Raw genomic sequence first — 24,414 nt, forward strand, 5'->3', positions numbered from 1 at the left:
TCACGGAGATCTGACGCACCGTCTTGAGAGGGAACGGGGCGGCGTCAGCTATGCGGATCGGGGCTCGGACTCGTCGTCCTCGCCCGTTCGATCGGTGGCCGAGGGCTCGCCGGCCCCGTTCGTCGCCTCGTCGGCCGCGTTCGTCGGAACGATCGTCGGGTGGTCGATCCCGAACCGGGGAGATCGTGCTGCCATCGTACGTGATCCGAGGGCGCCGACGGGGATATAATTACCCATACGCATAACTCATCGAAAAGACGGCGTCGTATTCGTGTCGAACATACCCCGGTGATGACGGCGGCGGACTTCCGTACCGGGGAACCGCTCGGTCGCCGATCGCGCGACGCCGGAGATATCGTCGAGCCGCTCGTCGGAGTCTCGACGTCGTTCCGTCGTCTATATCTAGGCGAAGTGCTCGTCGTACAGGTCCCGTGCGTGCTCGATCGCGTCGAGGGCCGCCTCGCGGTCCTCCCACCCGAGGGTCTCGACCTCCTTGCCCTCCTCGAGGTTCTTGTAGGTCGCGAAGAACTCGTCGATCTCGTCGAGCGTCTGCCGCGGCACGTCCTCGAGGTCCTGAATGTGGTCGTAGCGGGGGTCCTCGCTCGGAACGGCGATGACCTTGTCGTCCTGTTCGCCGTCGTCGTCCATCTTCATCAGCGCGACCGGACGCGCCTCGATGACGCAGCCGGGGAACGTTTGGTCCTCGACGAGCACCAGCACGTCGAAGGGGTCCTCGTCGTCGTAGTAGGTCTGCGGGATGAACCCGTAATCCGACGGATAGTGAACGTTCGAGTGGAGCACGCGGTCGAGGACGACGCCGGGGACGTCCTTGTCGTACTCGTATTTGTTGCGTTCTCCCTTCAGGCACTCCACGACGGCGTAGATGGTTTCCGGCGGGTTCGGTCCAGTCTCGAGGTCTTCCCAGAGGTTCGTCATACACCCGCCCGTCCGGGAAACGGGCCCAAAGCACTTTCGAGTTCGGAACGGAGCGCCTCGGGGCGTTCGTCGCCCCTCGCCGCCGACGCGTTATGAACGGAAAACAACTCACTACGGATTTATTCACTATATAAATTCAGAATATTAGAAATGGATCGGGCGCAGTATGTGATTTCGGGACCGATCGGGGCGAAAACCGGATTTCGGTTGCGAAGCGTTATATATTCGGATGCCGTGGCTGCCAGTATGTCAGAGGCGCAAGCTGTTCGGAACGAGGGGGACATCGTCAGCGAGCTGACCGCGTTTCAACAGAACATCCTGGTCATCCTCTCGAAGGAGCCGATGTACGGGCTCGCGATCAAGCGGGAGCTCGAGGCGTATTACGGCGACGACGTCAACCACGGCCGGCTCTACCCGAACCTGGACGAACTGGTCGATATGGGACTGATCGAAAAGAGCGAGCTCGACAAGCGGACGAACCAGTACGAGCTGACCGAGACGGGACGACGCGTCGTGCTGTCCCGGCTCGAGTGGGTCTTCTCGAAGTTCGTCACCGACGCCGAGCGAGCCGGCGAGCTGCGGCAGCTCGTCGACGACAGCCGGTAGGGGGATCCCGGCGACGCACGGCGGTTGCGACGTAACGGCGACGTGTCGGGGACGCGTCGGGCTCCGGTGAGAGGACGTGATGGGGGGGAGAGGGCGCGACGAGGACGGAGCAACTACGAGCCGTCGATCTCGTCGTCGATCTCCGCGTCGTCGATCTCCTCGACGAGCGCGAGCGATCGGTCGAGCAGTTCCCGTTGGTCGACGCTTGGCCAGGCGTTCCGCGGATAATACTCCGTGCGGAACTCCTCGCGCTCCGCGGCGGTCGCGTCGGTCACGCGCCGGACGTAGTGGTTGCTTATGAAGTCCGCGAACGCCCGAACGTTGGCGGCGTGATCCGGGCCGTGTTCGGCGGCGATCCGGTCCACGATCGCGTCGTTCGCGGCCTCGATCTCGTCGAACCGGTCGGCGTCGCCCGGCCCCGACAGGGAGACCTCGACGGCACGGTCGGTCTCCTCGATGCGGTCGAGTTGCACCGTCCCGTCGTCCATCCACTCGCTCGGGTACAGCACGAGCGTGTCGTCCTCCTCGCGCACTCGCGGCGTGTACTCGTGTTCTGCCGCGAGTTCGTCGCGACGGCGACGGTAGAGGTCGGCCGCGTCCGGCTCCGTCGCGTTCCTGGCGAGCCGGGTCAGGCGCTCCGCCTCGTCCACGGCGTCCTCCGGAACATCCGGGGTTCGATCCGCATCGTCCTCGAGGGCCGAGTCGATCGATGAGTCGGTCGGCGCGGGGTCGGTCATCTCGATCCGATCGAACGGCGCCACGTCGTTTTTACCCGTCGATCCGCGGTCCGCCGTCGCGATCGCTTGGAGGTCCGGCTCGGCGTTCCACTGCTCGACGTGCCCCCGTCACGTGTCCCGGTCGTCAAGCGCCTCGTTGGCGAGGTCGTCGGCTCGCTCGTTCACCGATCGGGGAACGTGAGCGATCGACCATCGGTCGAATTTCTCGAGGAGTTCCCGTGCGTCGACGCGGTACTCACGCAGCGTCGGGTCGTTCGTGTTCCACTCGCCCCGGACCTGTTTGACGATCAGTTCGGAGTCGCCCCGAACGTCGATCTCGTCGAAGCCGAAGTCGGCGGCCGCCTCCAGCGCGGCGATGAGTGCCTGGTACTCCGCCTGGTTGTTCGTCGCGCGACCGATCCGCTCGCCCCCTTCGGCGACGATCCCGTCGCTCGTCACGAGACACCACCCGACGGCTGCCGGACCGGGGTTCCCGCGGGAGGCGCCGTCGAAGTAGACGTGGGCCCGATCCCCGGCGTCCCGCAGCAGGGCGGTCAGCGCGGTCGGCGCGGATCCCTGGACGACCACCTTCCCGTCGTAGGCGACCGCGACCGCCTCGTCGCGCTCGGCGCGCCAGCGTTCGTGCGGGGTGTTTCCCGGCTCGATCTCGACGCCGGCAGCCGCCAGTCGATCGCGGGCCTCCGACGGGTCGCACTCGATGGTCGGCATCGTCGGGTCCTCGTGGCGCGCCCGGTAAAGGGGCCTCGATCGTCCCGGATCGCGCCGTCGTCGATCGCGGTCCCGTCGGCGCCTCGACCCCTGTTTCAGGCGAACATTTAACACGCCCGGAAGGGATACTATATAAATGCGATGACACGGCCCACCCGCCAGCGGGAGCACGACCGGCAGCGCACGCGACATGGCGATGAACGAACGGCCGAGGAGGAGGAGGACGGGACGAGCGCGGACGCGGACGAGGTGGTCGCCGAGGACGTCGACGTCGACGACCTCGAGCCCGAGGAACTGACGCGGACGGCCGACGGCGAGCTGATACACGAGGAGACCGGTCTCATCATCGAGGAGGAACAGATCGATCCCGGGCCGGAATGGCGGGCGTTCAACCACTCCGAGCGGCAGGAGAAGTCGCGCGTGGGCGCGCCGACCACGCAGACGATGCACGACAAGGGGCTGACGACGACGATCGACTGGAAGGACAAGGACGCCTACGGCCGGTCGATCTCGTCGAAGAAGCGCTCGCAGATGCATCGGCTGCGCAAATGGCAGGAGCGCATCCGGACGAAGGACGCGGGCGAGCGGAACCTCCAGTTCGCGCTCTCGGAGATCGACCGGATGGCCTCGGCGCTGGGCGTCCCCCGCTCGGTCCGGGAGGTCGCCTCGGTGATGTACCGGCGTGCGCTGAAGGAGGACCTCATCCGGGGCCGGTCGATCGAGGGCGTCGCCACCTCGACGCTCTATGCGGCCTGTCGGAAGGAGGGCATTCCGCGCTCCCTCGAGGAGATCTCGGACGTCTCCCGCGTCGAGCGCAAGGAGATCGGTCGGACCTATCGGTACATCTCCCAGGAACTGGGCCTCGAGATGAAGCCGGTCGACCCGAAGAAGTACGTCCCGCGGTTCTGTTCGGAGCTCGAGCTGTCCGAGGAGGTCCAGTCGAAGGCCAACGAGATCATCGAGACCACGGCGGAGAAGGGGCTGTTATCCGGGAAATCCCCGACCGGATACGCCGCGGCGGCGATCTACGCGGCCTCCCTGTTGTGCAACGAGAAGAAGACCCAGCGCGAGGTCGCGGGCGTCGCACAGGTGACCGAGGTCACCATCCGGAACCGATACCAGGAGCAGATCGAGGCGATGGGGATCCCGAGCTAGGGCGTTTCGATTCTCCCGGACCTCCCGAGCGGACGCCGCGTCGCTGCCGGCTCGACCGGGTGAGTGACCGCCGCTGCCGATTCGGCCGGGCGGGCAACCTTCAAGCCGGTCGCCACCCAAGCCGCGATCGAATGCGGCTCGACGAGTTCGTGGAACTCGAGCGGAACGAGCGCGCCGAGCGACGGCGCCTCGCGGAGCGGAAGGACTACGCGATCCTCGACCACGTCGAAACCTTTCAGGACCGGTTCGAGGAGTCGCTGTCCGGCGATTCGCTCGTCGGATCGGTCTCGCCGTCGATCTTCGTCGGCCGGGCGGATTACCCCAACGTCTCCACGGGCATTCTCTCGCCGGTCGGCCGCGAGGACCAGGCCGACGCGTTCCGGACCTCCGGCGCGTGGTACGAGGAGGGCGTCTCGATCGCCGACGTCTTCGAGCGACGGACGAGCCTGCTCAACTCGAACCGAACCGCGGCCGCGACCGACGTCCACGACGCCTGGGACGGCTGGCTCGGGACCCAACGCGAGGTCGCGATCGCGGACCGGCCCGTCGACGTGGAGATCGGTCTCGACTCGACGCCGGATCTCGACCTCGACGTCGACCGCGGCGACCTCGGAGCCCCGGTCGGGCCGAGCGCCCGCGCCCGCGAGGCGAGCCTCGGGGAGAATCCCCACGTTCCACGCCCGGTGAAGAAGACCCTCGAGGACGACGACTGGCGGGCGCAGGGCGCGATGACCTACCTCTACCGCCGCGGGTTCGACGTCTACGACATCAACTCCATCCTCTCCGCCGGCGCGCTCGGGCAGGGGGACAACCGGCGACTCGTCCCCACGCGCTGGTCGATCACCGCCGTCGACGACACGATCGGCCAGTATCTCCGCGGGACCATCCGGGACGCGCCGAGCGTCGACCGGGTCGAGGTGCACCGGAACGAGTACCTCGGGAACGCGTTCTGGGTCGTCCTCGCGCCCGGCCGGTGGGAGTACGAGCTCGTCGAGATGAAGGCGCCCGGCAGCGTCTGGAATCCGGATCCGGAGGCCGGAACGTACCTCGCGGCGGCCCACGAGGGGCGGGAGGGCCGAACCGCCTACGTCGAGGAGACGGCGGGCGCGTACTACGCGGCCCGCCTCGGCGCGCTCGAGCACCTCTCGGACCGCGGCCGGCAGGCGAAGGTGCTCGTTCTGCGGCACGTCTCCGACGAGTACTGGGGCCCCGTCGGCGTCTGGCAGGTCCGCGAGACGGTCCGCGACGCCTTCGAGGGCGAACACGGAACCGCGGAGACGTTCGGCGACGCGGTTCGGGGCGTGGCCGACCATCTCCCGATCTCGCTCGGCGACCTCCGCCGGAAGTCGACGATGGCGGCCGGCCTCCAGACCGACCTCAGCTCGTTCCTCGGCGGTTCGGACGCGTCCACGTGAGGGTATCAACAGTGAGGGCGTCGCGCGACGAGTGCGCCGAACCGGAAGCGCCGCTGCTACGCGTCGATCGCCGCGTCGCTCTCGGCGAGCCGATCGAACACGTCCGCGACGAGCTCGCCGGTGTCGGCGATGATCGCGTCCATCTCCTCGGTTGCGCCCGCCTCGGGCAGCCCGAGAAGCCGCGCGATCCGCATGATCGACACGTGGTAGACGCGTTGGGTCCCCGGTTCGACCTCCTGGATCACCATGTTACAGGGAAACAGCGCGCCGATGTCGCCGCCGGTCGCGTCCAGCGCACGGTCGGCCATCGTCGGATTACACGCGCCGAGGACGTAGTAGGGGTCCCGGTCGGCGTCGACCTTCTCGTTGAGCAGCTCCGACGGGGAGAACTCCACGGGCACGCCGAAGCCGGCGTCCGAACAGACGGACCGAACGCGTTCGATCGCCTCCTCGTGGGCCATCGCCAGCAGCTGTTCCTCCTCGCCGAAGTCCTCGCCGTCGATCTCGGCCGGGTCGAACGGAAGCGTCATACCCGCAATTGTCGCGATACGCGGTAAAAGGGATCGGTGGTCGATCGGGCCGTCGGGAAGCGCGTTCGATGCGGGCCGGCTATTCGGTCGCGACCGGACCGCGGCCGACGGTCTCCGCGACCGTTCGGACGAACGCGCCGCGGGAGTCGAACAGCGTCTCGTCCGTTTCCGCGAGCACGTCGGCCAGCTCCCGCGCGCCGTCGGGCGTTCGGATCGTCGCGTCTCCCTCCTGGTCGATAACGTCGCTTTTCGACTTCGGCCAGACGAGCCGGGAGGCGACCCGCGTAACCGGCTGTCCCTCGACCGCTTCGCCGGAACCGAGTTCGACGGCGGGCTCGTCCGCCTCCTCGTCAGCGTCCTCGCTCATACGCCGTCGGTTCCGCGGGCACGACGGTAATACTTTCGAAGGTGGACTGTGCATCACTTTCGGAGGTGGACCGCGGCTCCTCGCCGTCGGAGTGTGCGTGACCGCCGATCCGACGCCGTCCGACCGGTCGAACCGCCGGCCGTCACGCGCCCGTCTGACGTAGTGTTTTGGGGATGGACGACGAAGGGCGCGTATGACGAGTCTCTCGGAGGTCTATGGGGGGCGGGGTCGATCGACCACGAGCCTCCGACGGCTGTATCTCGGGGTGGCGCTGTTCGCCGTCGGGATCCTGCTCATCGTCGCCGGCATCCTCGCGGCCGGAACCGACCTCATCCCGTCGATGGAGGCGTATAGCCTCGCCGACGCACGCTGGTACGGCGGGATCCTCGGCGGGACCGGGCTCCCGCTGGCGATGCTTGGCGTGATGAGCGTCCTGCCCGCGGGCCGACGGACGCGTGCGTCGGCCGTCGTCGGCGCGTCGATCATGGCGCTCGGGGTCGTGGTGTTCTCCTACGCGTACCCCTACCACTGGGTCAACAGTCCACGCCCCGAGCTGGTCGATCTCACCCTGCCGACCGCCGGCATCTACTTCCTCGGCGGAGCGACCGTCTTCTGGTGTCTGTTCGTCGGCGTCGCCAACTTCAAGACCCGGAACGACCCCGGCGGGACGGTCACGCTCGAGGTGACCCACAAGGGCGAAACGAAGGTCGTCGAGGTCGACCGCCGGCAGCTCGACGAGTTCGGCGGCGTCGGGCTCCTCGGCGGGACCCCCGACGGGTCCGTCGAGACGCAGACGAACGACCCGGACGCGAACACCCTCGGCGGCAACGGGGCGGAGGTCTCCCACGCCACGCCCGACTCCGCGACCGACTCCACGCCCGACTCCGCCGGGGCCGACTCCGCGACTGACATCTTCGACGATGCGAGTAGCGCGGGCAGCGGGTCGAGCGCCGCGGCCTCCTCCGGCGGACCGGTCGGGCCGGGTGCCGCGAGCGTCAGTGACGGCGGCTCCGACCCCGAATCGATCCGGACGCCGACCGGATCCGCGGAACCGTCGACCACGACCGACCGGTCATCGGCCGGCGGGGCAGGCGGCGCGGGCGACGATGACGGGTTCTCGACCGACTGGCCGGACCCCGGCCGAAATCGAACCGGCGATCGGGAGCGCGACGGCGATCAGGGCCGAAGCCGGAACCGCTCCGCCGGCGGGTCGAGTGGATCCGTATCGGGCCGGCCCGACGACCCTCCCGCCGGGACGGCCACCGACCAGTTCGCCGCGTCGAACGCGTCCACGGACGACGAGGACGTCGAGTTCATCGAGTAACGTCCCCGTTTTTCGACCAGTCCCCGTTTTTCGCCGCGATTCGTCGCGCCCGCCGCACCCGCTCTCGGACGTCACGCCAGTGGCTTCCCTTCCAGAACCACTGGTCACAGTTCCGGCACTGCCAGGTCACGACGTCGGACGGGACGTATTCCGGCCGATCGCTCTCGGGCCGATCGCTCTCGCCAGTGGTCGGCTCCGACACGCGTTCGAGCCGTCCGTTGCACCGGCCACAGCGTGTCGGCACGTCCGCGAGATCGAGATCCACGCCGGCGGCCGCCAGTTCGGCGAGCTGGTCGGTCGGCTTCCGGCTCTCGAGGAGCACCGCTCCGTCGACGCGCTCCGCGAGTTCGCGGTCGCGGGTCACGAGCGTCCGGTCCTCGGATGCGGCGATCGCCGCGATTCGGTCGTCGGCCTCGACGCCCAGATCGAGCGCGTAGGCGGCGTCGTATCCGCAGAAACGGAGATATTTGGCGACCGTTCCACACATCACGTCGACCAGGAACCGTGGCTCCCGCGATGGTCGGCTCGCATCGCCGTGGTCGCGGTCCTCGCTCGACTCGCCGCAACCGGTCATTCCTCGAGGAAGGATCGGACCCCGTCCGCCGATCGCGCGTTGAGGACGTCGGCGTGTTCGGCCCAGCCGCGCCGGGCGGTGTGGACCCCGTACCGAATGTGGTCGAACTCCCGCGGGGTGTGAGCGTCCGTGTTGATCGCGATCGTCGCCCCGGCTTCGACCGCGGCGTGGACCGCCTCGCCGTTCGCGTCCAGCCGGGCCGGGTTCGCGTTCACCTCGATCGCCACGCCCTCGCGGGCGGCGGCCTCGGCGAGCCGTTCGAAGTCGACGGTCAATCCCTCGCGGCTGTTGATGAGCCGGCCGGTGGGATGGCCGAGGACGTCGACCTCGGAGTGTTCGATCGCTTTGCTGAGCCGGTCGGTGGCGTCGTCGTTGGTCCCGAGCGCGGAGTGGGGTGAGGCCACGACGAGATCGAGGTCCGCGAGCGTCTCCTCGTCCGTGGCGAGGTCGCCGTCCGCGGTGATGTTGGCCTCGACCCCGTGGAACACGGGGATCGGCGCGTTCTCCCGGACCGCCTCCACCGCGTCGGCCTGTTCGGCCAGATCCGCCGGATCGAGTCCGGTGTTTCCGAAGACTCCCGGCCCGGTCGCGTGGTCGGTGACCGCGTGGTAGTCGTAGCCCCTGTCGGCGGCCGCGGCGACCATCGTCTCGATCGAGTTCTCGCCGTCGGACCAGTCGGTGTGCGTGTGGAGGTCGCCGCGGACGTCGCCCTCCTCGATCAACGCCGGTAGGTTGCCCGCCGCCGCAGCCGCCACTTCGCCCCTGTTCTCGCGGAGTTCGGGCGGGATCCACGCCATATCCAGCGCCTCGTAGACGCCCGCTTCGGTCTCGCCGGCGATCCGGTCGCCGACGCGCTGGCCCGCGTCGGGGTCCGAAACGTCGCTCACGTCGAAGACGCCGTACTCGTTCACCTTCAGCCCGCGGTCGAGCGCGCGGTTCCGGACCGCGATGTTGTGGTCCCGCGAGCCGGTGAAGTACTGTAGCGCCGCGCCGAACTCCGCGACGGCGACCACACGGAGGTCGACGCGGAGGCCGTCGGCCCGGACGCTCGCCTTGTTGGTGCCGGCCTCGATGACCGCGTCCGCCTCGGGCCAGTCGGTGAACGCGGCGACCGTCGCCTCGCGGTCGTCGCTCCCGACGAGGAGGTCGACGTCGCCGATCGTGTCCCGCCACCGCCGGATCGACCCGCAGATCTCGAGGGTCGCGACCGGGTCGGCGTCGGCCAGATACGTGACTGCCGCGTCGGCGACCGGGCGCGCGTCCCCGAGCCGCTCCCGCTCCTGTGCCTGCCGGGCGAACGGGACGTTCTCGCGGATGTTCTCCTCGGTCGTCTCGCCGAAGCCCGGGACCTCGCGGATCTCCCCGGCCTCGGCGGCGGCCGCCAGCTCGTCGAGGGTGGTGATGCCGAGCTCCTCGTAGAGGGTTCCCACCGTCTTCGGGCCGACCCCTTCGACCCGGGTGAGCGCGCCGATCTCCACCGGCAGCTCCGATCGGAGCTCCTCGAGCTCCTCGATCGAGCCGGTTTGCACGTACTCGACGATCTTGGCCGCGATCGCGTCCCCGACGCGGTCGATCCCCCGGACCGCCTCCTCGCCCTCCTCGACGAGGGTCTCGATCGGCGTCGGATGGGTGCGGACGTTCTCGGCCGCGCGCCGGTAGGCGGTGGGCTTGTACTCGACCCCGGTCGCCTCGAGGCGGTCGGCGAACTCCTCGAGGACGCTCGCGACCTCGTCGTTGCGGCTCATTCGATACGGGACCTTTCTCGCGTGTTTACTTATAAACCGCGGGGCGATCAGGGCCGTCGGTGACGCGTCGTCCCGCCGAGTCGCGGCCGTCGTCCCCCAAGCCGCGGCCGTTATCCCGCGGGCGACCCTACGGACGGCGATGGCAACGCGAGAGGGCACCTGGCGCTACCGGGACCGGTTCGGCGACGCCTTCGGGCGGACCTACTTTCGCCGGTTCGGTCCCGGCGTCGCCTCCAGCATCGGGATCGGGACCTACCTCGGCGACCCGACCGACGCGGTCGACGACCGGTACCGCGAGTCGATACGGCTCGCGCTCGAGTCCGGGGTGAACCACGTCGACACCGCGAGCAACTACCGGTGTGGGCGCTCGGAGCGCGTCGTCGGCGAGGCGCTGTCCGAGGCCGCCGTCGACCGGGAGTCGGTCGTCGTGGCCTCGAAGGCCGGCTTCGTTCCGTTCGACGGCGATCGCCCCGACGATCCGGCCGCCCACGTCCGCGAGGAGTTCCTCGAGACGGGGATCCTCGACGCGGACGACCTCGTCCACGGAAGCCACGCGATCGCCCCGGCGTTCATCGAGGCGATGCTCGACCGGTCGTTGGACGCGATCGGCGTGGAGACGATCGACTGCTATTACGTCCACAACCCGGAGACCCAACTGGCCGAACGGTCGCCCGAGGAGGTCTATGACGTCCTCGAGGCCGCCTTCGAGCGCCTCGAACGACGCCGCCTGGCGGGCGACATCGGCGGCTACGGCGTCGCGACCTGGGACGCCTTTCGCGTCCCGCCGGACCACGACGCGGCGCTCTCGCTGCCCGCGATCCTCGAGCGCGCAGAGCGGGCGGCCGCGACGGTCGACGCCGACGACCACGGCTTTCGTGCGGTACAGCTCCCCTTCAACGTCCGGATGGCCGACGCGTTCACGCGGGCGACGCAGCCGGCGCCGGCGGCCGATGGAACGGACGGAAGCGGGACGACCAGCGGCCGGGCGACCGAGAACGGAGGCGACGCCGCCGAGCGGTGGTCGCTGTTGGAGCGCGCCCACGAGGCCGGCATCGACGTCGTGACGAGCGCGAGCATTGGTCAAGGATCGTTGGCCGAGCCCGGGGCGATCCCGGAGCCGATCGCCGACCGGCTCGCGGGCGAGACGGCGGCCCAGCGGGCGATCAACTTCGCGCGCAGCGCGCCGGGCGTGACGAGCGCGCTCGTCGGGGCTCGCGATCCGGACCACGTGCGGGAGAACGTCGCCGCGGGTACGTTCGATCCGCTCGGCGCGAACGCGTTCGACGCCGTCTTCGAGTAACCCTCGTCTCTCAGCCCGGCGTGACCTGGGTCTAGCGGAGCTCCTTGTACGTGGCCCCACACTCGGGACAGGCCCTGACCGAGAAGACCTCGTCGGGGTCGTTCTCCTTTTTGAGCGGCTTGTCACACTCCGCACACGTGAGCCGCTCGTAGGTGTCCTTCTTCAGGTCGCCGTCGCGTAGGCCCTTCCGGGTCGACTTCATACGCCGACGTACGTCGCCGGACGTGTTAAATACCGTGCCCGAGGTCGTTTCGGATCGCCAACACGTACGGACGGGCGCCGTCGGCGACGGAGCGGCCGGCGGGGTGCCCCCGGTCGCCCGGGACGACGGGGCCCGACGAGGCGTCGACGCCGACGGAAGCGGGTCGTTTTTCCCCCGTCCGCCCCAGTGATCCGCCGATGGAGTACGTCCAGGAGCGCGTGACCACGCTGCACGCCCTGCGCGACCGGACGCCCGAGGCGCCGACCGACCGCGCCGCGGTCGTCGTCCCGATGACGGAGCGGGAGTTCGGCGGGCTGGCGGTCGAGCGCGTTCTCGGCGCCCTCGAGACGGTCGATCCCGCCCGCGTCGTGGTCCCGCTTCGCGCCTCGCCGGGCCGGGTCGGGCCAGTCCGGGAGTGGCTGCGGGAGTTCGACCTGTCGACCGAGATCCTGTGGTGTGACGGCCCGCGGTTGGAACGGCTGTTGGCCGACCACGGCCTCGACGGTCAGCGCGGCAAGGGACGGGACGTCTGGGTCGGACTCGGTCCGGCGCTGTCCGAGGAGTACGTCGTCGTCCACGACGCCGACACGCTGAGCTACTCGCCGGCCTACGTCGCCCGGTTGCTGTTCCCGCTTGCACACGGGTACGCGTTCTCGAAGGGGTACTACGCCCGGGTCGAGGACGGCCGCCTGTACGGCCGGCTCTTCCGCCTGCTGTTCCGCCCGCTCGTTCGCGCTCTCGCCGACGCCCACGACGATCCGGTGATCGACTACCTCGCGTCGTTTCGGTACGCCCTCGCCGGGGAGTTCGCCGCGACGAGCGACCTCGTGGCGGACCTGCGGGTCCAGCGCGGATGGGGCCTCGAGATCGGCACCCTCGGCGACGCCTTCGAGCACGGCGGGTTCGAGGGCTCCGCGCAGGTCGACCTCGGGCGATACGAACACGACCACCGGTCCGTCGGCGGGCCGACCGGCCTCGCGGACATGAGCGACGCCGTCGTCGACGCCACGCTACGGATCCTCCTCGATCGGGGGGTCGGGATCGATCACGACGCGCTCGCCGATCGCTACGTCGCCGCCGCACGGGACCTCGTCCGGTCGTACGCGATGGACGCCTCGTTCAACGGATTCGAGTTCGATCGCAACGCCGAGCTCGAGCAGGTCGACACCTACGCGGACGCGATCGGCCCGCCGGCGGCCGACGACCGGCTGCCCCCGTGGCGAGACTCGCCCATCACGGTCGCCGACCTCCGCGAGGCCGCGGCCGCCGACCTCCGTGAGGTCGCGACTGCCGACTACCGGGAGGTTGCCGAGGAATGACCGACGATCACGAGACGAACGGTTTCGAGGCCGATGCTTCCGAAGCTGACGACGCGGGCGTCGCGGCCCGCGACGACCTCGCCGGCATCGTGGACCTTTTCGGTGCGATGACGCGCTCGGAGCTGCGGCAGGGGCTTTCCGAGCTCGCCTTCAAGCGCGGCGTCGACGTCGACGACGGAACGCTCCGGGCGACGATCGACGCGGCCGTTCGCGGCTATTACCTCGTTCCGGTCGAGGGCACGGACGTCGGGCTGGACCCGACTGACGGGAGGGTCCTGGTGGCCGGGCCGGCGGCGTTTCCCTCGGTGCCGCCGAACGCCGAGGACCTTCCCCACATTCTGGACGTGTCCGATCGTCACCCCGAGCGCGACGCGCTCGGTCGGACGGTGCGGGAGCGTCTGGCGGCCGACGTCGCTGACGCCGTCGCCTCGGGCGACCGGTCGCGACTGGAGACCCTTCTGGAAGTCACCTACGACCTCGAGGCGTGGGCCCCGGTGGACGGGACCGACCTCCGCGACCGGATCCGGGAGGCGCTCGATGACGACGCCGGTAACTGATGTCGACGGGCGTGGATCACGGGGAGACGTCCGCGTCCGGGCCGACGATACGGTCCGGCTGCTCGGGGATCCGCCAGTCGGTCGTGAGCTCGAGCAGCTGGGCGACCATCCGGCCGGTCGCCCCCCAGACCGTGTAGCCGTCGACGCTGAAGTAGTGGATCCGGAGGCTGCCGTAGTCGGTCTCGCGGCGTTCCGACTCGTAGTTCGCCGGATCGGTCAGGTCGTCGACGGCGAGGACCGCGATCTCGGCCACCTCGCGCTCGTCGGGGACGTACTCTCGGTCGGCGACCGTCGCGACGAAGGGACGGACCGCGTAGTCGGTGACGGTCGTGATGTCGTCGATACGCCCGACGACGTCGACCTCGTCGGCGGTCAGGCCGATCTCCTCGTCGGCTTCGCGGAGGGCGGTGTCCCGGAGCGTCTCGTCGCCGGGTTCGCGACCGCCGCCCGGGAAGCTCATCTGTCCGGGATGTTCACCGAGGTGGTCGGCCCGCTTCGTGAACAGGAGGTGTGGCTCGCCGTTTCGGTGGAGGACCGGGGCGAGCACCGCGGCCTCCCGCGGTGCGCCGGTGACGCCCCGCGGCGTGTGTCGGTCGAGCGCCGACAGGTCCATACCGACGGGAGGGGCGCGGCGTGCCTTAGTCTTATCTCTCGGCGTCGGCGGTCAGTTCCGGCTCTCCCTCGCCGACTGCGGTCAGTTCCGATCACTCCTCGCCGACTGCGGTCAGTTCCGATTACCCCTCGACGACTGCGGCCGGGTCCCGAACCTCGCCGTCCACCTCGTCGATCCCGACCCGGTCACACAGGTCGTACAGGGGACACGCCTCCGGACCGTCCAGGCACGCGGGCTTGCGCGCGGTACAGTAGTCCCGCCCGAACTGGATCATCGCGGTGTGTCCGAAGCCGCACTTCTCGGCCGGGACCGCGGCCTCGATCGCCTCCCGGACCGCCTCGTGGTCGGCGTCGGGCGGCGCGATCCCCATCCGCCGCGCGATCCGGTGGACGTGGGTGTCGACGGGGAAGACCCCGCCGCGACCGCCCGCGAACAGGAGGACGCAGTCGGCGGTCTTCGGACCGACGCCGGAGACGGACAACAGCGTCTCGCGCACCTCGTCGGGAGCGCCCTCGGCCACGAAGGCGTCGAAGGCCGCGGTCGAGCCGAACTCCTCGAGCGCCCACCGTGCGGCCTCCCGGATGACCTCCGATTTCCGATTGTACAGCCCGGCGGCCGAGATCGTCTCGGCGAGTTCGTCCCGATCGGCCTCGGCCAGCGTCTCGGCCAACTCCTCGGGCGGGCCGTATCGGTTCACCAGGTCGTCGTGGGCCGGCTGGCTCGCGACGTCCGAGGTGTTCTGTGAGAGGATCGTTCGGACGAGACACTCGAAGCCGTCCCGCCCGCCGTACTCCTTCTGCCAGTACAGGTCGCCCAACTCGTCGACGATCGCCTCCGCGCGGGACGGTCCGTCGCCCGGTTCGAAGCTCGCCGGCGCACCGCCGCCGGAGACGCCGCCGCTGATGTTTCGGTCGGGTTCCTCGGCCATCACGGGACCGTTCGTCGTGCTCCTTTTAAGGTGTTCGGCGCGACGGCGGCGATCCGACGCCTCGGACATCGACGGCAATCCGAAGCGTCAGGCCTCGACCGCGAGCCGAAGGGTGCACGGCGCGCCGTCCGCGAGCGCGGCGACGAGATCCCGGTCGAAGTCGGCGGCCGCCCCGTCGGCGTCGACCATCACCGTTCGGTCGTCCACGTACGTGCTCGTCCGCCCGACGGCCGAGCGGTCGTCGATCAGGGTGAGGTCCGGATGGCCCGACCCGACGACGGTCTCCTCGTACGTCCGGTCCGGGCCGTCCACGGTCAGCGTCGCCGTGATCGTCGCCTCGTGGCTTCGGCAAGCCTCCTTGAAGGCGGAATCGAACTCCCGGGGCGTCGCGTCGGCCTCGACCGCGAGGATGCAGTCGCCCGCGGGCGTGAGCCAGTCGTCGGTGGTCACCTCGAAGGTGCTCGCGTGCTCGGCGCGGACGTTCTCGTGTCCTCGCGCCGTGATCGTCTCGACGAGTTCGGTCATCGCGTCGCTTCCTCCATACGGCCGCGTCGTGGCTCCCCGTCGAAAGCCGTTCGGATCCCTTCCCTCGCCGATACCGGCCCCGCTGATACCGGCCCCGCCAATACCGGCCTCGCCGATCGCCCCGTGTGAGTCGTTGTCATTTATATACCCCGTGGCTCGGACGAGATCGGTCGAAACGCCCGAATTCTGGGGGTATGGTACCTCTTTTCACACGTTTTCTCACCGAAGTATTTATATATCATACGGGCCAATGAATAAGTACCAGAACGCATCCGGCGCTGGTGGAACCGCACGACGAATGATCGGGAATTCTTATCCACGGTCGGACGCATCGGGGCGAGCGTCTGCCATATCCGGAGCGGTGATGGAGTGATAAAAAATGGTAACGAAACAGGAAGTCATCGAACAGTACGACATCGAAGCGCTTGAAGAATCGGACAACGTCGACCTTTCGGAGGACGAACTCGAGAACGGCTCGAAGGGGCAGCTCATCAAACGCGCGGGGCAACTGCGCGACCGACGGAACGAGCTGAACCAGATGGCCTCCGAGCGCGCCTCGAAACGCGACGACCTCAACGCGAAGACGCGCGAGAAGGTCGACGAGGCCCAGGAACACCGCGAGAAGCGGGACGAGCTCAACGAGCAGGTCCAGGAACACAAGGAGAGCCGCAACGAGCTCAACGCCGAGGCCAACGAGCTGTTCGACGAGGTCGAGGAGCTGAAGGCGGAGCTCGAGCTCGACGAGGGCAAGTCGATCGAGGAGCTCGAGGAGGAGATCGAGGACCTCGAGTTCCGCCAGCAGACCGAGGTGCTTTCGGCCGAGGACGAGCGCGAACTCATCGAGAAGATCGAGGACAAGCGCGAGCAGCTCGCCGAGAAGAAGGACAAGGTGCAGGACACCGGCGAGCTCGAGGACCTCATCGAGGAGGCCGAGGAGGTCCGTTCGGAGGCCTCCAAGCACCACCAGAAGGTCACGGAGCTCGCCGACAAGGCCCAGGAGCACCACAACCAGATGATCGAGGCCTACCGCGAGGCCGACGACATCCGCGACGAGGCCGACGAGATGCACGAGCTCTTCGTGGAGGCCCAGGAGGCGGCCGACCGCCACCACGAGGACTTCGTCCGCGTCCAGAAGCGCCTGCGCGAGCTCGACAAGCAGGAGGAGGAGGAGCGCAAGGACGAGCGCGCCGAGAAGCGCGAGGAGGAGAAGGCCGAGGCCGAGGAGATCTACCAGAAGTTCAAGGAGGGCGAGACCCTCGACACCGAGGACCTGATGAAGCTCCAGAAGACGGGGCTGCTCTAGACCGGCGCCGGGTCACGTCGTTCGACGCGGTTTTTCTCGGATTCGTTCTTCTCGGGGCCGTTTTTCTCGATTTCGTTCGTTTCCGGTCCCCTCCGCCGATCCCCGCCGCCACATAGCGACGCCGTCAGGAGGCTTAACCCGACACGGCCCGACCTGCCGGTATGGACATCCGCAACGGGACGCTTCGTGGCGGCCTCGGGCTCCTCGCCGCGGTCCTCGCGGCCGCGGTCGGGGTCGCCGTCGGCTGGATAGTCTTCCTCGAGATCCCGACGACCGGGACGGAGCTTGCGGGGGTGCTTCTGACGATCGCCCTCGCGGCGGTGGCCGGGAAGGTCGGCGTCTCGGTCGTCGAGAACGCCCTCACGGGGTACGACGTCGCCGAGGTGACCGTCGAGGGGCCGATCACGCGGGACGGCGGGCGCCCCTCGCCGATCACCTCGGCGACCGGCACGACCGCCGACGAGATCGTCGAGACGATCGAGCGCGCCGACGACGACCCGGCCGTCGACGCGCTGTTGCTCACGCTCAACACGCCGGGCGGCGAGGTGCTGCCGAGTGACGACATCCGGCGCGCGGCCGAGCGGTTCGACGGGGTCACGATCGCCCACGCGCGGGACGTCTGTGCCTCCGGCGGCTACTGGATCGCCGCCGGCTGCGAGGAGGTGTGGGCCCACGAGGCGAGCCTCGTCGGCTCGATCGGCGTTCGCGGGTCGCGACCCAACGCGGCCGAGCTGGCCGACAAGCTGGGAATCCGCTACGAGGAGTTCGCGGCGGGCAGATTCAAGGAGGCCGGCAACCCGCTCTCGGAGACCGACGACGCCGAGCGCGAGTACCTCCAGGGGATCGTCGACGACCTCTACGCGCAGTTCGTCGCGACGGTGAGCGAGGGCCGCGACCTCGATCCCGACGCAGTCCGTGAGACCGAGGCCCGCGTCTTCCTCGGCCCGGACGCCCTCGATCGGGGGTTGGTGGACGAGCTCGGCACGAGCGAGGACGTCGCGGACCGGATCGCGGAGCGGCTCGGTCGCGAGCGGTCGGTCGAGGTACGGGAGTTCGAACCCCGGCGGGGACTCACCGACCGGCTCGGCGTCGGGGTCCGCTCGGTCGCGTACGCGTTCGGATCCGGGATCGCCGGCGTGGTAACCGACGCCGACGCCGCGGATCTGGACCTCCGGGCGCGGTGACGGTTCGGGCGTGGTGACGGTTTGGATGCAGTGACGGTTCGGGCGCGGTGACGGTTCGGGCGTGGTGACGGTTTGGATGCAGTGACGGTTCGGGCGCAGTGGCAGTTTGGGTGCGGGTGGCCGTCGTCGGATCGTGGATCCCTGCCGCATCCACGAGTGTGAGGGTTTTTACCGCATCCGACCCTGGTGGCGAACGTGACGTCGTTGGTCTGTTGTGTGGACCGATCGGGTGACGTGGCCCGGAAGACGACCGTTCCGATGCCCGTCTCCGGGTGGGAGGCCGTCCGCTCGCTGGTCACGGAGATCGGCCTCGCGGACCCCGAGGACGCGAGCGTCAACTGCATTCTGGAGGCCCTTCGCGTGGCCCGCGAACTCCGGGACGGCCGCGAGGAGGCGGTCGTCGCCGTGGTTTCCGGACGCACCGACTCCCGGGTCGGCGCGGACCGGTCGATCGCCGCCCAGATCGACGAACTCGTCGAGCGCTACGACCCGGACTCGGCGATCGTCGTCGTCGACTCGGCCGAGGACGAGCGCGTCCTTCCCATCGTCGAATCGCGGCTCCCGGTCGACTCCGTCGACCGCGTGGTGGTCAGACAGGCCCACGACCTGGAATCGTCGTATTACCTCCTCAAGCAGTTCCTCGCCGACGAGGAGCTCCGGTCGACGGTGCTGGTCCCGGTCGGCATCGGGCTGCTCGTGGTTCCGTCGCTGCTGTTCTGGTTCTCCCCGGAGGTCGCCGTCGCCGGACTTACCGGGCTGCTCGGCACCGCGCTCCTTTATAAGGGACTCGCGATCGACGAGTACCTCGCCGACGTCCCCGACCGCGTCCGGGAGGCGCTGTACGCCGGCAAGGTGTCGATCGTGACCTACGTGGTCGCGGCCGGGCTCTCGCTCGTCGGGATCTTCCTCGGCGCGCTCTCGATATCGGAGCTGCCCGGCTCCCAACCGCTCGTCGTCGAGGCGATCCAGCTCGTGTACGCCGCGGTCCCGTGGCTCGCGGGCGCGGCGCTGACCGCCGCGACCGGCCGGCTCCTCGACGAGCTCATCCGCGACGAGGGGATCCGGAGCCACTTTCTGAACCTCCCGTTCGTCGCGGTCGCGGTCGGACTCGTCGTTCGCGGGTTCGCCGGCTACTTCCTCGAGCAGGAGGGGCTGTTGCCCCCGTTGTCCGCCGGCGGGGTCGTCGTCTCGCCGACCCAGCGGCTGGCGCTGTTCATCGTCGGCGGGGTCGTCGTCTCGCTGCTCGGCGTCGCGATCGCGGCGGACATGGGCGGCGACCGGCTCGAGGACGTGATCGACGCCGAGGAGGACGACCACGGCCGCGAGACCTGACGGGTCCGCTGGAGGCGGCTCCGTCGTCCCTCGGAACGCCTCGGAGTCCCGGCGACGTTATGTCTCGGAGAGCCTGGCGAACGGCGGCGTCATCACGCCTCGAGGATGTCGTCGTCGTCAGGCTCGGGCACGACGATCTCGCCGTCGAGGGCCCGTGCCGCCCGCCCCGCGACCGAGACGTTCGTGTCGGACGCGTCCGTCCCCGAGACGCGGACTCGGACGCGACCGGGGCGGTCCAGAACGTGGCCCTGTTCGACCACGATCTCCTCGGGGGGGTCCCCGTCGAACGCCGCCTGTCGGTGGAGATAGGCACCACAGGCCCCGCTCGCGGTGCCGGTCACTGGGTCCTCGGGGACGCCGGCGCCGGGCGCCCACGCCCGGGCGTGAATCGTCGCGTCGGCCGCGACCGTGTCGAAGGTGAACGCGAAGACGCCGGCAGTCTCGACCTCGTCGGTCAGCGCCTCGATCACTCCCATCGACGGGTCCGCCTCGAGGAGTCGCTCGAGGAAGTTCACGGGCACCATCAGGTACGGCAATCCGGTCGTGGCGCGCGCGATCGGCAGGTCGGCGCCCACGTCCGCGAGCGCGGCCGGGTCGATCCCGATCGCCTCGCCGACCCGGTCGTACGGGAGATCGACCGGCTCGACGGTCGGGGACGACTGCGTCATCCGGACGAGACCGTCCGCGGACACCTCGATCGGCAACACCCCGACGTTCGTCTCCAGGTGGTGCGTGCCCGCCTCGATCACGTCCGCGGCGAACAGGTGCGCGTGGCTCGCGATCGTCGCGTGTCCACAGAGGTCGACCTCCTGGGTCGGCGTGAAATACCGGATCCGGCGGTCGGCCCCGGGATCGGCGGGGTCCGAGAGGAACGCCGTCTCGCTGGCCCCCAGCTCGGCCGCGATCGCCTGCGCCTGGTCGTCCGAGAGCCCCGTCGCGTCCGGCACGACGCCGGCGGCGTTGCCCGTGAACGGCTCGGTCGTGAACGCGTCGACGAGGAGCGCGCGTCGCGTTTCCATATCCCGTGGTGCCGCGGGGCGGTGAAAACCTCCACGCTTTTTACCGCGCTGCGTGGTATGGGTCGTATGGGGCTGATCGACCGGTTACGCGGGACGGACGACCCTCGCGTGGTCTTCCTCGGGATCGACGGCGTGCCGTATCGGCTCATCGCCTCGGAACCCGAGACGTTCCCGAACCTGACCGCGATGATCGAGTCGGGATCCGCCGGGTCGATCGAGAGCATCTATCCGCCGGAGACGACCGCCTGTTGGCCGGCCATCACCACCGGGTCGAATCCGGGGGAAACCGGCGTCTACGGCTATCAGGACCGGGAGATCGGATCATACGAAACCTACGTGCCGATGGGCCGGGACGTCCAGCACGACCGGATCTGGGACCGGGTCACCGAGGCGGGCCGCGACGCGAGCGTCTTCAACGTCCCCGTGACGTTTCCGCCACAGCGGACGGTTCAGCGGATGGTGTCGGGCTTTCTGGCGCCCGACGTCGACGCGGCCGCGACGCCCGAGGAGCTGCGGTCGTATCTGGACTCCATCGACTACCTGATCGACGTCAACGCCAAGCTCGGCCACCGCGCGGACAAATCGGACTTCCTCGACCACGCCCGGCGGACGCTCGACCGCCGCCAGACGGCGTTCCGCGAGTACGTCGAGCGCGACGACTGGGACCTGTTCGTCGGCGTCTACCTCACCCCCGACCGGATCAACCACTTCCTGTTCGACCAGTACGTCTCCGGTGGACCCGACCGCGAGGCGTTCCTGTCGTTCTACGAGCGGCTCGACGAGCACATCGGCGCGATCCGCGACGCGCTCGACCGCGACACGACCCTGGTCGTCGCCTCCGACCACGGGTTCGCGCCGATCGACCGCGTCGTCAACTGCAACGAGTGGCTCGAACGGACCGACTGGCTCGCCTTCCGGGACCGCGACCACGACGCGCTCGCCGACATCGCCGACGACGCCCGGGCCTACTCGCTCGGTCCGGGTCGGTTCTACCTGAACCTCGAGGGGCGTGAGCCCCGCGGATCGGTTTCCCGGGCGGAGTACGAGGAGACGCGGGCGGAGTTAAAGCGGCAGCTCGAGGATCTCGAGTCGCCGGCCGGCGACCCCGTCGTTCGGCGGGTCGTCGAGACGGAGACCGCCTTCCGCGGCGACCACGACGAGATCGCTCCCGACCTGGTCGCCATCCCGCACGACGGGTTCGACCTCAAGGCGGACTTCGTCGGCCACGAGGCGGTCTTCGAGGACCCGGGGCCGCGGACCGGAATGCACAGCTTCGACGACGCCGCGCTCCTGATCGACGAGCCGGGCGTCACGATCGACGACGCCGACATCCTCGACATCGCGCCGACGCTGCTCCAGCTGCTCGACGTGTCGTTCGAGCGGACCGCCTTCGACGGCGCGAGCCTGGTGCAGTGACGGTTCCCGGTGCGGGCTCGCCACGGGGACGGTCCCTCCGGTGCGACCCGGCCGACCGTTTTAAGAGATCGGGGCTCCATCCGCCGGTATGGACCTCGATACGCTGTCACACCCCGGATTCCGCACGCTCCTCGGCGTCGGGCTCGGATACGGCGCGCTGCTCGCGTTCATTCTCGTCGCGCTGTTTCTCGTTCCGTACGCGATCTTCGTCGGGATCTGACGGGCGTGCGACCAGCGCGGAGCGATCGGACCGCCATCGGAGTCGGAACCGCAGCCGACCGGGTCGGGGCGTCTTTTAGGCGAACGCGACCGAGTCGCCAACGTCGGCCTCCTCGGTCTGCTGGAGCTTCTCGTGGGCGGACTCGAAGTCGGCCATCGTCACCTCGGTCCGGTCGTCGCGGATGGCGAACATCCCGGCCTCGGTGCAGATCGCCTTGATGTCGGCGCCGGAGGCGTCCGAGACGGTCTCGGCCAGCTCGCCGAAGTCGACGTCGTCGGAGACGTTCATCTTCCGGGTGTGGATGCGGAAGATGATCTCCCGGCCGTCGGCCTCGGGCTTGGGGACCTCGATGAGGCGGTCGAAGCGGCCGGGTCGGAGGATCGCCTCGTCGAGCATGTCGAACCGGTTCGTGGCCGCGATGATGCGGACCTCCCCGCGCTCCTCGAAGCCGTCCATCTCGGAGAGCAGCTGCATCATCGTCCGCTGGACCTCGGCGTCGCCGGAGGTCTTCGAGTCCGTCCGCTTGGCGGCGATCGCGTCGATCTCGTCGATGAAGATCACCGCGGGCTCGTTCTCGCGGGCGACCTCGAAGAGGTCGCGGACGAGCTTGGCCCCCTCGCCGATGAACTTGTGCACCAGCTCGGAGCCGGCCATCTTGATGAAGGAGGCGTCGGTCTGGTTGGCGACGGCCTTCGCGAGCATCGTCTTGCCGGTGCCCGGCGGGCCGTGCAGCAGGACGCCGCTGGGCGGCTGGATGCCGACGTCCTCGAACATGTCCGGCTGCTTGAGGGGCATCTCGACGGTCTCGCGGACCTCCTGGAGCTGGTCGTCCAGGCCGCCGATGTCCTCGTAGGTCACGTCCGGGGAGTGGTCGACCTGCATCACGCGGGCGCGGACGTCGGTCTCCTTCTCGAGCCGCTTGACCACCGAGAGGGAGTTGTTGACCGCGACGCGGTCGTCGGGGGCCAGATCCTCGCGCATCTCCTCGGTGACCTCGGTGAGCGCCTCCTGGTTGTTGCCGTGCTGTTTGATCACGACGCCCTCGTCGGTGAGCTCCTGGACGGTGGCGACGAACAGCGGCGACTGCTTCAGTTTCTTGTTCTCGTGGGTGAGCCGCTCGAGCTTCTGTTGATACTTGTTGTTCTCGGCGTTCGCGTCGAGGAGCCGGTCGCGCATCTCCTCGTTCTGCGACTCGAGGATCTCGAGCCGTTCCTCGAGCACCTCGATCTTCTCCTGTTGCGACGTCGAATCCTCGTCGTAGGGCATCTCGACGTCGTCCACAGTGTCGGTCATCGAACCGTGTTACGCCGGTCATCACTAAGAGGCTTCGGGTAAGCCACCTTCGGGTAAGCCACCTTCCGCGGCTCCCGTCCGTCGTTCCGTCCTCCATTGCCGCTTGATTCCTATGAGTAATATCTATCGATAGTAAATATTATTTACTAGCATTACTCACGTTCAATCACAATGAGTGCACCAGAGGCCGTCCGCGCCGACAACGCCAACGCCGATGCCAACGCAGATGCCGACGACGTCGTCGATCGCTGGGAGCCCGTCCGCGATCTCCCTCCGAGCGCCAAGCTCGTCGCGAAGGTGCTCGATTACAACGAGACCCTGACGCAGAGCGAGCTCGCCGAGGAAACGTTGCTTCCCCCGCGAACCGTCCGGTACGCCCTCTCCCGGCTCGAGGAGGAGGACGTCGTCGACTCCCGGTTCTCCTTCGCCGACGCCCGGAAGCGGCTCTACTCCCTGTCGCTGTAGGCCGTTCGTCCTCCCTTCCGCGGTTTGCTCCCTTCCGCGGTTTGCTCCCTTCCGCGGTTTGCTCCCCGCTTCGGCCGTCAGCGACCGTCCCGAATCCCTCCCGACGGCTTTTATACCAAACCGACACAGCGACCCGTATGACACCCTCCGGAACCAGCCGCGTCAAGCGGACGCTCGAGCTGCTCGCCGCCCGGTCCGACACCGATCGGCCGCCCTACCTCGCGGTCATCGACGAGGCGGACGCCGCCCGCCGGGACCTCGAGCGCGCTGCTGGCTTCCTCGAGTCCGTCGGACTCGACCGGCTCGACGCCGCGATCGAGTCGGCCGCCGCGGACGGCGCGACCGACGCCGCCGACCGCGGGCGAGCCGCGCGATCGGCGTACCGGGACCTTCGCCGTGCCGCTGCCGGCGATGCCGCTGCCGGCGATGCCGCTTCCGGGGATGGCGGCGCCGGCGATGCCGCTTCCGATGATGTCGACACCGGTGACGGAACCGCCGGTGACGCCGCTACCGGTGGCGTTGCCGGTGATGACCGCAGCGGCGACGCCGACTCCGCTCGGCGTTCCGACCGGGATCACTTCCACCCCGGCGGCGGAACGGCTAAAAGGCGGACGGCTCAAGGGTCGAGACAATGACGCGGG

At 69.0% G+C, this 24,414-nt stretch carries 28 protein-coding genes; 14 read left to right on the forward strand and 14 right to left on the reverse strand.

What is annotated here, in order from left to right:
• Window positions 1-48: 48 nt before the first annotated feature.
• Together BLV25_RS17335 and BLV25_RS07855 are read right to left on the reverse strand one after the other, a co-directional pair.
• Window positions 49-195, reverse strand: a complete 147-nt coding sequence (locus BLV25_RS17335; RefSeq protein ID WP_021074829.1) for a hypothetical protein — start codon at window positions 193-195, stop codon at window positions 49-51.
• Between the two features lie 207 nt (window positions 196-402).
• Window positions 403-936, reverse strand: a complete 534-nt coding sequence (locus BLV25_RS07855; RefSeq protein WP_021074830.1) for an inorganic diphosphatase — start codon at window positions 934-936, stop codon at window positions 403-405.
• Window positions 937-1,182: 246 nt separating this feature from the next.
• Between BLV25_RS07855 and BLV25_RS07860 the strand changes: the two genes are divergently transcribed.
• Window positions 1,183-1,542: a PadR family transcriptional regulator gene (locus BLV25_RS07860; protein WP_021074831.1), complete on the forward strand. Its 360-nt coding sequence runs from the start codon at window positions 1,183-1,185 to the stop codon at window positions 1,540-1,542.
• A 113-nt stretch (window positions 1,543-1,655) separates the two neighbouring features.
• Here the strand turns inward: BLV25_RS07860 and BLV25_RS07865 are convergent, their stop codons facing one another.
• Window positions 1,656-2,279: a DUF7108 domain-containing protein gene (locus BLV25_RS07865; RefSeq protein WP_256335676.1), complete on the reverse strand. Its 624-nt coding sequence runs from the start codon at window positions 2,277-2,279 to the stop codon at window positions 1,656-1,658.
• A gap of 108 nt (window positions 2,280-2,387) precedes the next feature.
• On the reverse strand, window positions 2,388-2,987 hold the full coding sequence (gene rnhA / locus BLV25_RS07870; RefSeq protein WP_021074833.1) for a ribonuclease HI: 600 nt from the start codon (window positions 2,985-2,987) through the stop codon (window positions 2,388-2,390).
• A 141-nt stretch (window positions 2,988-3,128) separates the two neighbouring features.
• Between rnhA and BLV25_RS07875 the strand changes: the two genes are divergently transcribed.
• Window positions 3,129-4,142 (forward strand): transcription initiation factor IIB, encoded by a 1,014-nt coding sequence (locus tag BLV25_RS07875; RefSeq protein ID WP_039400256.1) that lies wholly within the window; start codon window positions 3,129-3,131, stop codon window positions 4,140-4,142.
• A gap of 131 nt (window positions 4,143-4,273) precedes the next feature.
• On the forward strand, window positions 4,274-5,557 hold the full coding sequence (gene nreA, locus BLV25_RS07880) for a DNA repair protein NreA (RefSeq protein WP_092732018.1): 1,284 nt from the start codon (window positions 4,274-4,276) through the stop codon (window positions 5,555-5,557).
• Between the two features lie 56 nt (window positions 5,558-5,613).
• Here nreA and BLV25_RS07885 read toward each other — a convergent pair whose 3' ends face one another.
• Entirely contained in the window at window positions 5,614-6,087 is a 474-nt protein-coding gene (locus BLV25_RS07885; RefSeq protein WP_021074837.1) for a DUF302 domain-containing protein, read from the reverse strand.
• Window positions 6,088-6,166: 79 nt separating this feature from the next.
• Window positions 6,167-6,454 carry a DUF5789 family protein gene (locus tag BLV25_RS07890; protein WP_021074838.1) on the reverse strand — a complete coding sequence of 96 codons (288 nt, stop codon included), beginning with the start codon at window positions 6,452-6,454 and terminating at the stop codon, window positions 6,167-6,169.
• Window positions 6,455-6,647: 193 nt separating this feature from the next.
• Between BLV25_RS07890 and BLV25_RS17340 the strand changes: the two genes are divergently transcribed.
• Complete coding sequence (locus tag BLV25_RS17340) at window positions 6,648-7,778, forward strand: DUF7139 domain-containing protein (RefSeq protein ID WP_176819454.1); 1,131 nt, start codon at window positions 6,648-6,650, stop codon at window positions 7,776-7,778.
• Here the strand turns inward: BLV25_RS17340 and BLV25_RS07900 are convergent.
• Both BLV25_RS07900 and polX read right to left on the reverse strand, forming a co-directional pair.
• Window positions 7,768-8,352 (reverse strand): Mut7-C RNAse domain-containing protein, encoded by a 585-nt coding sequence (locus tag BLV25_RS07900; protein WP_092732021.1) that lies wholly within the window; start codon window positions 8,350-8,352, stop codon window positions 7,768-7,770. The two genes, BLV25_RS17340 and BLV25_RS07900, sit on opposite strands and share 11 nt — an antisense overlap.
• Window positions 8,349-10,097 (reverse strand): DNA polymerase/3'-5' exonuclease PolX, encoded by a 1,749-nt coding sequence (gene polX / locus BLV25_RS07905; RefSeq protein WP_092732024.1) that lies wholly within the window; start codon window positions 10,095-10,097, stop codon window positions 8,349-8,351. Before polX ends, BLV25_RS07900 begins: the two co-directional genes overlap by 4 nt.
• A 139-nt stretch (window positions 10,098-10,236) precedes the next feature.
• Here polX and BLV25_RS07910 point away from each other — a divergent pair, with 139 nt between their 5' ends.
• Window positions 10,237-11,397, forward strand: coding sequence for an aldo/keto reductase (locus BLV25_RS07910; protein ID WP_092732027.1), 1,161 nt, complete (start codon window positions 10,237-10,239; stop codon window positions 11,395-11,397).
• A gap of 31 nt (window positions 11,398-11,428) precedes the next feature.
• Here BLV25_RS07910 and BLV25_RS17345 read toward each other — a convergent pair whose 3' ends face one another.
• Window positions 11,429-11,599, reverse strand: coding sequence for an HVO_0758 family zinc finger protein (locus BLV25_RS17345; protein ID WP_021074843.1), 171 nt, complete (start codon window positions 11,597-11,599; stop codon window positions 11,429-11,431).
• A gap of 197 nt (window positions 11,600-11,796) precedes the next feature.
• Here BLV25_RS17345 and BLV25_RS07915 point away from each other — a divergent pair, with 197 nt between their 5' ends.
• Together BLV25_RS07915 and BLV25_RS07920 are read left to right on the forward strand one after the other, a co-directional pair.
• Complete coding sequence (locus tag BLV25_RS07915; RefSeq protein WP_021074844.1) at window positions 11,797-12,918, forward strand: glycosyltransferase family protein; 1,122 nt, start codon at window positions 11,797-11,799, stop codon at window positions 12,916-12,918.
• Window positions 12,915-13,475, forward strand: coding sequence for a DUF7109 family protein (locus BLV25_RS07920; RefSeq protein WP_092732030.1), 561 nt, complete (start codon window positions 12,915-12,917; stop codon window positions 13,473-13,475). Before BLV25_RS07915 ends, BLV25_RS07920 begins: the two co-directional genes overlap by 4 nt.
• A gap of 16 nt (window positions 13,476-13,491) precedes the next feature.
• Here BLV25_RS07920 and BLV25_RS07925 read toward each other — a convergent pair whose 3' ends face one another.
• The 3 genes from BLV25_RS07925 to BLV25_RS07935 form a co-directional block, all read right to left on the reverse strand.
• On the reverse strand, window positions 13,492-14,088 hold the full coding sequence (locus tag BLV25_RS07925) for an NUDIX hydrolase (protein ID WP_021074846.1): 597 nt from the start codon (window positions 14,086-14,088) through the stop codon (window positions 13,492-13,494).
• 121 nt (window positions 14,089-14,209) lie between these two features.
• Window positions 14,210-15,016, reverse strand: a complete 807-nt coding sequence (locus BLV25_RS07930; protein ID WP_092732033.1) for an endonuclease III domain-containing protein — start codon at window positions 15,014-15,016, stop codon at window positions 14,210-14,212.
• 87 nt (window positions 15,017-15,103) lie between these two features.
• On the reverse strand, window positions 15,104-15,541 hold the full coding sequence (locus BLV25_RS07935) for a DUF371 domain-containing protein (RefSeq protein WP_021074848.1): 438 nt from the start codon (window positions 15,539-15,541) through the stop codon (window positions 15,104-15,106).
• Between the two features lie 379 nt (window positions 15,542-15,920).
• Here BLV25_RS07935 and BLV25_RS07940 point away from each other — a divergent pair, with 379 nt between their 5' ends.
• The 3 genes from BLV25_RS07940 to BLV25_RS07950 all read left to right on the forward strand — a co-directional run bounded on the left by BLV25_RS07940 (window position 15,921) and on the right by BLV25_RS07950 (window position 19,360).
• The gene (locus BLV25_RS07940; RefSeq protein WP_021074849.1) at window positions 15,921-16,844 is read left to right on the forward strand and encodes a coiled-coil protein; all 924 of its coding nucleotides are present in this window, start codon (window positions 15,921-15,923) and stop codon (window positions 16,842-16,844) included.
• 161 nt (window positions 16,845-17,005) lie between these two features.
• A complete protein-coding gene (gene sppA / locus BLV25_RS07945) occupies window positions 17,006-18,028 on the forward strand; it encodes a signal peptide peptidase SppA (RefSeq protein ID WP_021074850.1) in 1,023 nt (340 codons plus the stop codon).
• A 195-nt stretch (window positions 18,029-18,223) separates the two neighbouring features.
• Window positions 18,224-19,360, forward strand: a complete 1,137-nt coding sequence (locus tag BLV25_RS07950; RefSeq protein ID WP_039400269.1) for a DUF373 family protein — start codon at window positions 18,224-18,226, stop codon at window positions 19,358-19,360.
• Window positions 19,361-19,452: 92 nt separating this feature from the next.
• Here the strand turns inward: BLV25_RS07950 and BLV25_RS07955 are convergent, their stop codons facing one another.
• Complete coding sequence (locus tag BLV25_RS07955; protein WP_092732036.1) at window positions 19,453-20,379, reverse strand: PhzF family phenazine biosynthesis protein; 927 nt, start codon at window positions 20,377-20,379, stop codon at window positions 19,453-19,455.
• A 66-nt stretch (window positions 20,380-20,445) separates the two neighbouring features.
• Here BLV25_RS07955 and BLV25_RS07960 point away from each other — a divergent pair, with 66 nt between their 5' ends.
• Complete coding sequence (locus BLV25_RS07960; RefSeq protein WP_021074853.1) at window positions 20,446-21,795, forward strand: alkaline phosphatase family protein; 1,350 nt, start codon at window positions 20,446-20,448, stop codon at window positions 21,793-21,795.
• 88 nt (window positions 21,796-21,883) lie between these two features.
• Window positions 21,884-22,015, forward strand: coding sequence for a hypothetical protein (locus BLV25_RS17840; RefSeq protein WP_021074854.1), 132 nt, complete (start codon window positions 21,884-21,886; stop codon window positions 22,013-22,015).
• A gap of 75 nt (window positions 22,016-22,090) precedes the next feature.
• Here the strand turns inward: BLV25_RS17840 and pan1 are convergent, their stop codons facing one another.
• A complete protein-coding gene (gene pan1, locus BLV25_RS07965; protein ID WP_039400274.1) occupies window positions 22,091-23,308 on the reverse strand; it encodes a proteasome-activating nucleotidase Pan1 in 1,218 nt (405 codons plus the stop codon).
• Between the two features lie 171 nt (window positions 23,309-23,479).
• On the opposite strand from pan1, the gene BLV25_RS07970 reads away from it, so the two are divergent.
• Both BLV25_RS07970 and BLV25_RS17350 read left to right on the forward strand, forming a co-directional pair.
• Window positions 23,480-23,773, forward strand: a complete 294-nt coding sequence (locus BLV25_RS07970) for a MarR family transcriptional regulator (protein ID WP_021074857.1) — start codon at window positions 23,480-23,482, stop codon at window positions 23,771-23,773.
• 137 nt (window positions 23,774-23,910) lie between these two features.
• Complete coding sequence (locus tag BLV25_RS17350) at window positions 23,911-24,408, forward strand: hypothetical protein (protein WP_176819455.1); 498 nt, start codon at window positions 23,911-23,913, stop codon at window positions 24,406-24,408.
• Window positions 24,409-24,414 lie beyond the last annotated feature (6 nt).

It is taken from the genome of Halopenitus persicus (assembly GCF_900107205.1).
Lineage (GTDB): Archaea > Halobacteriota > Halobacteria > Halobacteriales > Haloferacaceae > Halopenitus > Halopenitus persicus.